Raw genomic sequence first — 11953 nt, 5'->3', positions numbered from 1 at the left:
ATTTTTCCTATAAAATAAAGTGTTTACGCAAACTTTTTTTTAGTATTAGCACCCTAAGTTCTATTTTTGTGCAATTTAAACAACTGCATATCCACCTGACATATGGACAAACCGTAATAAAACCCACCATAACAGCATAAGATCATATAAAAACAAGTCAGAAAGCAGGTTGACAGATGAAAAGACAAGGCTTTATAAAAGGCTCAGCAATATTGCTTGCAATGGTTCTGATAACAAAAATTCTCGGACTTCTCTATAAGATACCTCTTACCAATCTTCTGGGCGGCACAGGAATGGGATATTTTGCTTCAGCATTCTCAGTTTTCACACCAGTTTTCGCCATAGTCGTTTCAGGTATCCCCTCGACAATGGCACGCCTCACCGCTGAAAACTATGCCCTTGAACGCTTTTCAAATATGCGTCATACCAAGCGAACTGCATTTTTTCTTTTCACGATCATCAGCGCAGCCGCTGCTGCAGTAATGATACTCACCTCAGATTTTCTGTCACGCAATGTAGTCGGCGAGCCAAGTACAAAATATGCTCTCATGTGCGTTGCCCCATCTATTATTTTCTGTACCATTATGTCAGTGGAACGCGGTTACTGTGAGGGCTTGCAGAATATGATACCGACCGCTGTATCAGAAGTGATAGAAACCCTTTTCAAACTTATCCTAGGTCTTGGTTTCGCCTACGGACTAATGTATCATATCTCCGATATGTATGATAAAACAGGCATGGTATTCGGCACAGCCTATGAAAACTCACGTCAGGCAGCCTCCGCCGCACTTCCATTTATAGCTGCCGCAGCTATCCTAGGTTCGTCCATAGCCTCTGCGATCGCCTGTCTGTATATTCTCATATCAGGCAAGATCAAAGGCGACAGCGTAACAAAGCAAATGCTTCAAAGAGATACCATAACAGACCCCACAGGTGCAACAGCCAAAAAGCTTATCGTCTGCTGTCTTCCGATCGCACTTATCTCAGTGATAATGACCTTTGCCAACATGATAGATATGCTCACTGTCAATCCGTGTATCAAAACCGCCATGAAAGCTTCTCCACACACATTTGACAGCCTGCTTTCTGATAAGCTCACCACCGATATGCTCCCGAACTTCATTTACGGCTCTTACATAGGACTTGCCGTAACAGTTTTCGGTCTTGTTCCGACCATCACCGCAATGTTTGGCAAAAGCATACTCCCCTCACTTGCCGAAAGCTGTGCCAAAAACGATAAAAAAGCCATGCAGTCAGGCCTTACAAAAATGCTCATCGTCACCAGTATCATAGCCATACCCGCAGGCATGGGCATAGCAGTTTTGTCAGAACCTATCCTGCGTTTTCTTTTTGGAGGCCGTGAAACTGAAATACAGGTCTGTATAATGCCAATGTCCATACTAGGAATAGCAGTAATATTCCTTGCCATAGCAACTCCATGCTTTTCTATCCTGCAAACCCTCGGAAAACCTCACAAAGCCATAATAATTATGTTGGCAGGTGGAATTATCAAGCTATTTCTGAACATTATACTTATAAGACAGCCCATAATAAATATATCAGGAGCAGCTATTTCTACTCTTGTTTCAGAGGTTTTCATATGCGTCCTATCCGTACGCTCAGTTTGCAAAATGACGGATCTAAAACCAAAAGTGAGCGAAATTTTCGTAAAGCCCACCTACGCCGCTATTATGTGCGGTGTGACAGCCGTTTTGTCACACGAAACACTTACGAAAATAGCCCATTTGCAAATAAATCATAGATTTGTGACCCTTTTTTCTATAGGAATTGGTAGCACAATGTACTTTTTTTGTTTATATTTATTGTGCGAAACGCCGAAAAATATTGTAAATTACATATTTTCAAAAAAAAATCCGCAAAACCCTTGAAATTTTGAGCAAAATGGTTTATTATTAATAAGCACCCTTTTGGAAAGGTAATGATGTAATGAGCGATAAAATTAAGGAATTGCTTGCTAAAGACAGCTTTGATATCAATGATCTTGCGGATATCGTGGTAATTCTCAGAAGCGAGAACGGCTGCCCGTGGGATAAGGTCCAGACCCATAAGTCTATCAAGAAAGATTTTCTTGAAGAAGTCTATGAGGTCATGGAAGCAATTGACTGTGACTCTCCTGAAATGATGAGAGAAGAACTTGGCGACGTTCTTTTGCAGGTGGTTTTCCATACAGTTATCGAGACCGAAAACAACAATTTCAGACTTGACGATGTGATAACTGATATCTGTAAAAAGCTTATCATCAGACACCCACACGTTTTCGGAAGCGTAGAAGCTGACAACGTTGAAACAGTGCTTAAAAATTGGGACACTATCAAGAAAGAAACCAAGGGACAGGAAACTTATTCCGATACCCTTAAAAGCGTTCCAAAGAACTTTCCTGCACTTATGAGAGCTCAGAAGTTAAGCAAACGTGCAGCAAGAGCAGGTATCGAGTATGACAATGCTCATGATATCAGCGAACTTGAAAATGCTGTTAAGGCTCTTGAAAACAGTGCTGACAGTGATAAAGCCGTAGTTGCAAAACAGCTTGGTGAGATAATGTTCACTTGTGCTTCACTTGCAAGAAAGCTTGACCTTGACGCTGAAGAAGTGCTGACGGATACAAATAATAATTATATCGAAAAGTTTGAGAAAACAGAAAATGCTGTAAGGCAAAACGGGCAGGATATGACCGCCCTGAGCATAAATGAGCTTGACGCTTATTGGCGAGAGCAAAATGAATGAATAACTTTATTCGTTAAAAATAATTTGGAGGTAAAAACAATGACAAAGGCAGAACTGATCAATCTTATCGCAGAAAAGGGCGATTATTCAAAGAAGGACGCTGAGAAGGCACTTACAACTGTTATTGATTCTGTATCAGAGACACTTGCTAACGGCGAGAAGATCTCACTGGTAGGTTTCGGTACATTCGAGGTTAGAGAGAGAGCTGAAAAGACAGCTATCAATCCTCGTACAAAGGAGCAGATCACTGTTGCAGCTAAGAAAGTTCCTGCATTCAAGGCAGGCAAGGCTCTTAAGGATGCTGTAAACAAGTAATCTAAAGCTTATGCCACTCAGACCTAGCCTGCGGGTTAGGTCTTTTTTACTACAAAGGAGGAAAATATGCGGCTTGATAAATACCTGAAAGTCACAAGACTTATTAAACGACGTACCATTGCAAACGAAGCTTGCGATGCAGGCAAGGTGCTTGTGAACGATAAGATTGCAAGAGCTTCATATGACGTGAAAGTTGGCGACATTATCACCATAAATATGGGTCAGAAGCCTGTCAAGGTGGAAGTTCTCAATGTCACCGAGTATGTAAAAAAAGAAGAAGCAGCCGAAAATTATCGTGTTATCAGCTAAAAAAAGAGGACCGCTCAATGCGATCCTCTTAATTTTTTATCTATTATGCATTTGCGCTCAGATCATAATCTGACAGATCAATATCAGAGAGATCGTAGTCATCATAATCATCATAATCACCATAGTCATCATAATCTGACTCAAGATCACCCTCTGCATTTACAAGCATATTGTAGACCTCGTCACCAAGAACTTTCTTTACATTAGCAACAAATCCATCACTGTCACAGCCTGCAAGGTATGTATTCATCTGATCGTCATTTGTCATGTCATAGATCTTGTCGCCTGACGGAACAGTGATGTCAGAAGCCTCTGTCTTATTTCCTGTAACTGCCATTGTAACAAACTGCTTGCCGTTCATGCCAAACTCAACAGAAAGATCAAGCTTGTCAGCAGTTGAAGCAGAAGCAAGCTCTACCCAGCCTGATACAGCCTGAGAATCAGATGTACCATTCACATCAAATCTGATAGTACCTGAGAAAGCGTCACCCTCTTCTTTAAGGTCTTTGAGAGTCACCTCAGCTTCCATTGTGTCAAAGTTTATGCTCGGTGAAACTGCCATGGTAGGCTCAAGGGAAAGTCCACCGTCAGCAGAAGTCTTGTCAGCGTCTATATCTGAATCAGACGCAGTTTCCATTTTCATTGTGAACTTGCCGTTTGTAACACCGTCAACAGTATTTGCAGAACCCTTGAATGATGCACTGCCCTCACTGCCCATGTTAAGGCTAAAATCAACAGCCACAACGTCGTCCTTAAGAATGGTGTAAAGAGTTGCACCCTCGCCGTCTTTTTCAAAGCTAAAGCCCGCAAGATCATCACCGCTGTAGTAAGCGTCAAATTTTACAGTTTCGTCAAGATTATCGCTTGCAAAAAGTGAATCCATAGAATCAGCATACTGTGAGATTATCTCATCATATGACATACCAAGCTTGTCAGCAACGCCTGCCTTGTTGAACATATCTTTAAGCGTAGCGTCGTCCTTAGCCTTGTCAAGAACAGCCTTAAGAGCAGCCTTTACATCATTGCCTGAGATAGTGTATTCCTTAGTTGTATAGCTGTACTCGTTTCCGTCAATGTCACCAGTCTTTTTCTCGCCGTCAACAGGCTTAGGGAAAGAGTCCTCCATAACCTTCTTGTATTCCTCCAGATCCTTTTCAAGTGCGTCAGTATCAAAATCAACATCAGCGCCCTCAGCAGAATCAAAGAGAGAATCAAGGTCAACGCCCTGTGAAGAAAGCTCACTGCCTATCTTGTCTTTAAGGCTGTCAACATTAACCATAAGATAAGCGTCAGAAAGCTCAGGTATCTGAACATAAGCCGACTTGTTATCTCTGGAATATACAGCATTAGCAGACACAAGATTATTTCCGCCATATGTCAGCGAAACATCTGCTGCAGTGTTGCTTCCCTTCTGCTTTGTAACAGTTGTCACAGAAATAGGCTGTAAGCTAACGCCTGCCTGCTCTGTGAAGCCCTCGCCGAATGAAACAGTAGCCGTTGCGTTGTAAGCAAAATCAAGTTCACCCTTGATAGCCTTTTCAGCCGTGCCAAGAGTGTTGTTTATATTATCTGCCACCTGAGTAAGCTTAGCCTTTCCGCCCTCAGTTTTACCATCATTACTGTCTTTATTTACAAAATAATAGCCAAGACCTGAGCCAACTATGCTAAGACCCAAAACGCCTGCCAATACAGGTGTAAGCACCTTATTTTTTACCATTTTATTTCCTCCTTAAAGAAACTCATGTTTCTGTTCGTATTTAAAATATAACATACTTTTAACAATTTGTCAATAGACTAATATATTACAAATCAGCTACAAATGCCCCTAAAATAACAAAAAAGAGAGGCACAAGACCTCTCTTCATCATATTCTCTTATCAGCCAAATTCAAATCCGCCAGCCCTCACTCTGTCAATAAAGTCCCCGAGGATATCAGTATTGGTTTTCGATACCGAGTGAAGCAAATAAATAGCCCCCGGGTGAGCCGCATTCACAAGCTTTTCAAGTGCCTGCCCCTCATCAGGCTGATTGTTCACATCCCAATCAGCGTAAGCAAAGCTCCAAAGCTCAGTTTCATAACCGCAGTTTGCCGTCACTCCAAGAGAGAACTCCGAAAACTCGCCCATAGGCGGTCTGAACACTGTCATGGTATAATCGTAGTTATCCTCCATATACTTATGGAAATCCTTTATCTCCGACTCACATTCCGCCTGTCCAAGGGTCGGCATAGAATAATGGTGTACCGAATGATTTCCCACAATATGCCTCTCGTCTATCATACGCTTCACAAGCTCAGGATTTTTCTCTGCATAATCCTGCAAAAGAAAAAACGTCGCCTTGACCTTTTTCTCTTTCAGCACATCGAGGATCTTTTCAGTGTATCCGTTCTCATACCCCTGATCAAAGGTCAGATATATCTTGTCATCATTATTTATAGCCTTTGCGTTAAGCTTGCCGTATTGTGCATTAAAATCAAGCGCACCAGTCGTCCTGTTCTTTTCGTCCACAAGAACGCCTTGACCATATCCGACCTTGTCATGTGAAAGCCCCGAAGGATCTATCTTTTCCTTAGCTGTTTTCTTTCCCACAGCCACAGGCTCGATGACCGCCGAGCTTGTTCCCTCTGATGAATTTCCCTCACGCACTATCACTGTCCTGCCGCAAGCACTGAGTGCCACAACTGCACAAATAAGTGCCATGCAATTTCTTATCTTCATATGAAGCCCTCCGTTTTCTTTCATCTGATACTATTATGTTCAGAAAACGGCTTTATACAAAAAATACGTTTCAGGTAAATTCTGACGCAAAAAAAACAAAAAAGGCGGTAAAAACTACCGCCTTTAAATATCAGTTATGACTCAAGATAGGACTTCACCAATGCCTGCAAAAGCTCATCTCTGTCAATATGACGAATAAGACTTCTGGCATTATTGTATGTTGTTATGTAGGTCGGGTCCTCAGAAAGAATATAACCTACGATCTGATTAATAGGATTATAGCCCTTCTCTTTCAGAGCGTCATATATAATTGTAAGTGTCTTTTTCAGCTCAGCCTCCTTATCGTGCTGTACTGAAAATTCCATAGTTTGTTCGTGCATTATGCTCAGCCCCTTTGCAATGTATTAATATCAGCAATACGCCTGATATTATTATACTCCATTTGTTTCAAAATAACAAGTCAAAAAGCAAAATTTATGCACATTATACAAATCAAGCACTATATTTTTTACATTCTGAGTTCAGCACCGATAGCCTTGAGAGCTTCAAGAACTTTCTTCATAGCCTTGTCAGCCTGCTCGTCAGTAAGCGTGCCGTCATGTGAACGCATTGAAATGGAGTATGAAACAGACTTCTTGCCCTTTTCGATCTGCTCACCCTTGTAAACGTCAAAGAGCGTTACCTTTTCAAGTATCGAGCCAACAGCCTTGCTTATAGTCTTTTCAAGAAGAGCCGCAGGGATATCGTCATCACAAACGATAGACAGATCTCTTGTTGTAGCAGGATACTTAGGCAGTGGCTTATATGTCTTCTGAGCAACACAGCTTGCCATAAGCTCAGGAACATTTATCTTTCCCACATAAGCTCTTGCGTCAATGCCGTAGTTCTCCAGAACTCTCGGGTGAAGCTCGCCAAAAATGCCGATCTCCTCACCATTTACTTTAACGACAGCAACTCTTCCCGGGTGGAAAGCATAGAACTCGTCAAAGCTACATTCAGCAGTAGCCTTTTCAAACTCAACTTTCTGTGCGCCAAGCTTAGAAAGCAGTCCCTCAACAACGCCCTTGATGTCATAGAAATCAGCCTTTGTTTCAGTGTCATAGAAACCAAAACCAAGTCTTTCAGGCTCGTTAGGAAGCACCTCTCCCTCAACAGGTATATACTCGTTTCCTCTCTCAAAGATATAGCACTCAGGGTTGCGGTAGCTGTAGTTTCTTGCAAGCACTTCACATACAGACGGAATAATAGTCGTTCTCATAACGCTGGTGTCCTCGCCAAGAGGGTTTGTGATAACAACTGTCTTTCTCAGTTTTGAGTCAGCAGGAAGATTTATCTTGTCAAAATACTTAGGCGAAATGAATGAGAATGTAGATATCTCGTTAAGACCCATAGCGAGCATAGATCTCTGTATATGTCTGTCAAACTTCTGCGCCTCGGTGAGCTTAGCCTGAGCAACACCTCTTACGATAGTGTTCGGTATCTTGTTGTAGCCGTAAAGTCTAGCAACTTCCTCTGCCACGTCAGCCTTGCAGGCAATGTCCACTCTGTACCATGGCGAAACTACCTTGCCGTCCTTTATCTCAAAGCCAAGCCTTGTGAGATATTCAACCATGTCGCTCTCAGGTATTTCAGTACCAAGGAACTTATTTATCCACTCAGGGTCAAAATCCACCGCCTTAGGTGTTTCGTCCTCATAGTTCTCATCAATATAAGTCTTTACGACCTCGCCAGCACCAAGCTCCTCAACAAGCTGGAAAGCTCTCATAAGAGCCTCATAGCACTCATGTGGGTCAAGACCCTTTTCATATCTTGCAGAAGCGTCAGTTCTCATGCCAAGCTTCTTGGCTGTAGTTCTTACGCTTGCACCGTCAAAGCAAGCAGACTCAAATACAACAGTAGTTGTATCGTCCATGATACCGCTGTATTCGCCGCCCATAACGCCTGCAACTGCAACAGGCTTTTCAGCGTCAGCAATGACCAGCATCTCTTCTGAAAGCTCTCTTACTTCTCCGTCAAGAGTTGTGATAGTTTCTCCTGCCTTAGCGTTTCTGATGTTGATAGATGCGTCCTTGACATATCTCAAATCAAAAGCGTGCATCGGTCTGCCGTATTCAAGCATAACATAGTTTGTAATATCAACAAAGTTGTTGATAGGTCTAACGCCGCAGCCTCTGAGTCTTTCTCTCATCCAACGAGGTGAAGGACCAATTTTAACGTTCTTAACGATACCGGCCATGTATCTCTTGCAAAGGTCAGTGTTGTGTATCTTTACCTTGAGCATATCGTTGATATCTCCATCAATGCCCTTGAACTCAGGCTTCTTGACCTTCAGCTCAGTGCCGAAAGTAGCCGCAGTTTCTCTTGCAAGACCGATAACAGAAAGACAGTCAGGTCTGTTTGAAGTTATCTCGAACTCAACAGTTGTGTCATTGTATCCAATAGCCTCATGGATATCCTTGCCTACTGTCTTGTCGCAGTCATCGCCAAGAATGAAAATTCCGTCCTCTATAGCATATGGGAAATCGTGAACAGAAAGTCCAAGCTCGCCCAGAGAGCAAAGCATACCATTAGAAGCAACGCCTCTCAGCTTGCCCTTTGTTATCTTCACCTGCTTGCCCTCATGAAGTACAGATGACTTGTGCTTTGCAACTGGCACAAAATCTCCCTCGTGAACGTTCTGAGCACCAGTAACTATCTGAACAGGTTCGTCCTCTCCCACGTCTACCTGAGTGATGAACATATGGTCAGAATCAGGGTGACGCTCCATAGAAACTACCTTGCCCACAACAACGTTAGAAATATCTTCGCCCTCCTGCTCAAAGCACTCTACCTTTGAGCCTGAAAGCGTCAGAGCGGAAACAAAATCCTTTATCGGCATATCGCAGTCTACATAGTCTGCAAGCCATTTCATTGACAAATCCATTTATTATTCCTCCGTAATCTTATCATTTACCGCAGTTTTGTATCTTCTCGTCCAAGTCCTTTAAAAACAGCGGTCTGTAAATATAGAAATCCTTCCACCGCTTTATGTTCACAGTATATTTTATCCCGAAATTATCAGTTATCTCAGCTTTCATGCTGTCATTGACACCATTTGTGCTGTGAACTATGGTCTTGAACTCTCTAATATCCGAATATTTTATAAGCAGTTTAGCCTTAGGCACATACATATATCTGTCAAGTAGATAAAAGGTCTTGTATTTGAACTCGCTTCCCTCTATCTCGCTTTCCAAAGCCAGCATATCCTGAGCGTCAAATTGCTCCAGCCTTGTAAGGTTTCCTCTGTATTGTTTTACCTGCCTTTTAAATCCTCTTATTCCGATAAAAAGCAGGATACCCAGAAAAATCATCAGAAACCCACATAGCACGAGCATATCCCATGCACTCTGCTGTTCTTTTACAAGCATGACCGATAACCCACCGCCAACACCTACTATCAGCGCCATAAGTGTGCTGATAGCCGCCGACGTTACAAGCTTAGCCTTTGACGGCGCAAGCTTTCTGTAAAGCCTGCTCTGCATTATAACTTCATTCATCAGAACTGCTCTAAAAATCTCATATCGTTCTCATAAAGCAGACGCATATCATTGATGTTGTATCTGCCCATTGTTATTCTTTCAAGACCGATACCAAATGCAAATCCGCTGTAAACCTCAGGGTCAATGCCACAGCCCTCAAGTACCTTAGGATGTACCATACCTGCGCCGAGAAGCTCTACCCAGCCCTCCTGCTTGCACATTGAACAGCCCTTGCCGTGACAGTTGAAGCACATAAGATCGACCTCAGCAGAAGGCTCTGTGTATGGGAAGTGGTGCGGACGAAGTCTTATCTGAGTATCCTCGCCGTAAAGACGCTTCATAAGAAGCTCAAGAGTACCTTTAAGGTCAGCCATAGTGATGCCCTTGTCAATAACAAGGCCCTCTATCTGGTGGAACAGCGGTGAATGTGTAGCGTCCACTGTGTCAGAACGGTAAACTCTGCCCGGTGAAATAATTCTGATAGGTGGCTTTCTCTTCTCCATAGTTCTTATCTGAACGGAAGAAGTCTGCGTTCTCAGAACAACATTTTCATTGATATAGAATGTATCCTGCGTATCTCTTGCAGGGTGAGATTTAGGCATATTCAGTGCCTCAAAGCAGTAGTGGTCTGTTTCAACCTCTGGACCGTCAACGATATCAAAGCCCATACCAAGGAACACTTCCTCTACCTCTTCAAGAGTAGCGTTCAGAGGGTGCGGTCTGCCTATTCTTGTTTTCTTGCCTGGAAGCGTAACGTCTATAGCTTCTTCTGTGAGCCTTACCTGCTCCATTTTGCTTTTAAGCTCTTCCTTACGCTTGTTGAGAGCATTCTCGATATCAGCTCTTACCTTGTTTGCAAGCTGACCGATAACAGGTCTTTCCTCTGCGGAAAGCTTACCCATTTGCTTAAGTATGGAAGTTATCTCTCCCTTTTTGCCAAGAAATCTTACTCTGAAATCTTCCAACAGCTTGGCGTCATCAATATGTGAAAGTTCTTCTTTCGCACGCTCGTCAATGCTTTTCAACTGTTCTTTCATTACTTATCCTCCTATAAAAATAAGCCCTGCCCCGACTAAACAGGACAAGACTTTGAAATTCTTGTTTATACCACCTATCAGTAAAGAGCCAACACTCTCCCGTCCTTAACGCAGACAGACGTTCACGCTTACTAAAGACTATCTCTCATTCGGCATGACCACTCGCAAGTGAACTTCATTTTGTCAGGATATAAAGCCGCTTTCAGAAAACGCACACACGCCGCAGCTTCTCTCTGAAGACCCTTAGCAAAACTACTCTCTCGGTCATAGTGTTTTAAGTGTATTGATACAATAATATGTTATCACATTCTGCCCCACATTTCAAGGGCTTAACAAAAAGTTTACAACTACAGCCCATGTTTATGAAGCTTATCCCACTTCATATCCTCCTCAGAGTAATAATCGTCCTCCTCGTCCTCTATCTTATTGTATTCCTTGTGTGGATAACCTATCTTCTCATAAAAATCATTGATAAGCACAAGCTTGCCCTTAGTGTCCTGAAAGCTGAGAGCCAGCATACCGTCCTCAGGCACAAAAGCTTTCTCCCTGCCCTCTTTGTCCTTTACCACAAAGCTTGACTTCTCCACATTTTTCAGCACGCAAACGAGTCTGCCCTTGTTTGTCTGATAAGACTTCTCTACTTCCTCATAGTAAAGGCATATGTGCAGATAGCTTTTAGAAAGCCCCATGCGTTGAGAGTGTTCAATGTGATCCTCATATATCCTCGTGTAAACATCAGCGTCCCGTGAAAGCGAGTAATACCAGTACATAAGCCCGCCCACAGAACAATTGCAAGCCCCCAGCAGTATAAGCAGAACCTTTGCAAAGACCGCACTTGCAAACACCGCACCAATTATCATGATAACGACCCCAAGCAGGATATTCTTATACATATTCCTCTGCATTTTCCTGTGTTCTTCAATATCATGTGCCGCCTTGACCTGCCTCTCCGCCCTCGACAGCTTCGGAGGATATTCATAAACTGCCTGCAAAACATTCACCTCTCAATTAGGATAACCATATGATACAAAAAATGCACAACACCCATAAGAGCATTGTACATTTTCTTATCTATTTTCAGTTTCATTATACACCTAAAAGGCGCAAAAGTCAACACGTTTCAATAAAGTTGTGACATATATGTCCGTTTTAATAGAGAAAATATGTTGCCCAACAAGGGTTGGAATTTACCCTATGACCGTTCGGGCAGTTTTCTATATATACAACATAGTATACATCGTCTCTCTTTTGATACAGGTAATGGTTTTGTCAATATCACTTGACACATTTTATTCGAACAAGAATTATGCAG

11 protein-coding genes are annotated in these 11953 nt (G+C 42.5%); 4 read left to right on the top strand and 7 right to left on the bottom strand.

Annotated features, from left to right (window positions below):
- The first annotated feature begins 176 nt into the window (after positions 1-176).
- The 4 genes from DWW81_RS11650 to DWW81_RS11635 all read left to right on the top strand — a co-directional run bounded on the left by DWW81_RS11650 (position 177) and on the right by DWW81_RS11635 (position 3369).
- The gene (locus DWW81_RS11650) at positions 177-1889 is read left to right on the top strand and encodes a polysaccharide biosynthesis protein (protein ID WP_117897971.1); all 1713 of its coding nucleotides are present in this window, start codon (positions 177-179) and stop codon (positions 1887-1889) included.
- Between the two features lie 58 nt (positions 1890-1947).
- Positions 1948-2745 (top strand): nucleoside triphosphate pyrophosphohydrolase, encoded by a 798-nt coding sequence (gene mazG, locus DWW81_RS11645; protein WP_117897970.1) that lies wholly within the window; start codon positions 1948-1950, stop codon positions 2743-2745.
- Between the two features lie 24 nt (positions 2746-2769).
- Positions 2770-3060 carry an HU family DNA-binding protein gene (locus DWW81_RS11640; protein ID WP_256319968.1) on the top strand — a complete coding sequence of 97 codons (291 nt, stop codon included), beginning with the start codon at positions 2770-2772 and terminating at the stop codon, positions 3058-3060.
- A 66-nt stretch (positions 3061-3126) separates the two neighbouring features.
- The gene (locus tag DWW81_RS11635) at positions 3127-3369 is read left to right on the top strand and encodes an RNA-binding S4 domain-containing protein (protein WP_022288222.1); all 243 of its coding nucleotides are present in this window, start codon (positions 3127-3129) and stop codon (positions 3367-3369) included.
- Positions 3370-3412: 43 nt separating this feature from the next.
- Here the strand turns inward: DWW81_RS11635 and DWW81_RS11630 are convergent, their stop codons facing one another.
- From DWW81_RS11630 to DWW81_RS11600, 7 genes are all read right to left on the bottom strand, one after another.
- Entirely contained in the window at positions 3413-5086 is a 1674-nt protein-coding gene (locus DWW81_RS11630; RefSeq protein WP_117897967.1) for a DUF6583 family protein, read from the bottom strand.
- 160 nt (positions 5087-5246) lie between these two features.
- Complete coding sequence (locus tag DWW81_RS11625; protein WP_117897965.1) at positions 5247-6086, bottom strand: polysaccharide deacetylase family protein; 840 nt, start codon at positions 6084-6086, stop codon at positions 5247-5249.
- 134 nt (positions 6087-6220) lie between these two features.
- Positions 6221-6466, bottom strand: coding sequence for an IreB family regulatory phosphoprotein (locus DWW81_RS11620; protein ID WP_022288225.1), 246 nt, complete (start codon positions 6464-6466; stop codon positions 6221-6223).
- A 128-nt stretch (positions 6467-6594) separates the two neighbouring features.
- On the bottom strand, positions 6595-9009 hold the full coding sequence (gene pheT, locus DWW81_RS11615; protein WP_117897963.1) for a phenylalanine--tRNA ligase subunit beta: 2415 nt from the start codon (positions 9007-9009) through the stop codon (positions 6595-6597).
- A gap of 22 nt (positions 9010-9031) precedes the next feature.
- On the bottom strand, positions 9032-9622 hold the full coding sequence (locus tag DWW81_RS11610; RefSeq protein ID WP_117897961.1) for a hypothetical protein: 591 nt from the start codon (positions 9620-9622) through the stop codon (positions 9032-9034).
- Positions 9622-10641 (bottom strand): phenylalanine--tRNA ligase subunit alpha, encoded by a 1020-nt coding sequence (gene pheS / locus DWW81_RS11605; protein WP_022288228.1) that lies wholly within the window; start codon positions 10639-10641, stop codon positions 9622-9624. Before pheS ends, DWW81_RS11610 begins: the two co-directional genes overlap by 1 nt.
- A 347-nt stretch (positions 10642-10988) precedes the next feature.
- Positions 10989-11642, bottom strand: coding sequence for a hypothetical protein (locus DWW81_RS11600; protein ID WP_242989625.1), 654 nt, complete (start codon positions 11640-11642; stop codon positions 10989-10991).
- Positions 11643-11953: the final 311 nt, after the last annotated feature.

The sequence above is a fragment of the Ruminococcus sp. AF17-1AC genome (genome assembly GCF_003461385.1).
Taxonomy (GTDB): Bacteria; Bacillota; Clostridia; order Oscillospirales; family Ruminococcaceae; genus Hominimerdicola; species Hominimerdicola aceti.
Note: the sequence above shows the minus strand (reverse complement) of the source record. Positions and strands in the feature narration are given on the sequence as shown.

Bases quoted from the DNA above. Each gene is read 5' to 3' on its own strand.
- pheT (WP_117897963.1), bottom strand. From the start codon at position 9,009: ATGGATTTGTCAATGAAATGGCTTGCAGACTATGTAGACTGCGATATG.
- DWW81_RS11635 (WP_022288222.1), top strand. From the start codon at position 3,127: ATGCGGCTTGATAAATACCTGAAAGTCACAAGACTTATTAAACGACGT.
- DWW81_RS11625 (WP_117897965.1), bottom strand. From the start codon at position 6,086: ATGAAGATAAGAAATTGCATGGCACTTATTTGTGCAGTTGTGGCACTC.
- DWW81_RS11630 (WP_117897967.1), bottom strand. From the start codon at position 5,086: ATGGTAAAAAATAAGGTGCTTACACCTGTATTGGCAGGCGTTTTGGGT.
- pheS (WP_022288228.1), bottom strand. From the start codon at position 10,641: ATGAAAGAACAGTTGAAAAGCATTGACGAGCGTGCGAAAGAAGAACTT.
- DWW81_RS11620 (WP_022288225.1), bottom strand. From the start codon at position 6,466: ATGCACGAACAAACTATGGAATTTTCAGTACAGCACGATAAGGAGGCT.
- DWW81_RS11650 (WP_117897971.1), top strand. From the start codon at position 177: ATGAAAAGACAAGGCTTTATAAAAGGCTCAGCAATATTGCTTGCAATG.
- DWW81_RS11610 (WP_117897961.1), bottom strand. From the start codon at position 9,622: ATGAATGAAGTTATAATGCAGAGCAGGCTTTACAGAAAGCTTGCGCCG.
- mazG (WP_117897970.1), top strand. From the start codon at position 1,948: ATGAGCGATAAAATTAAGGAATTGCTTGCTAAAGACAGCTTTGATATC.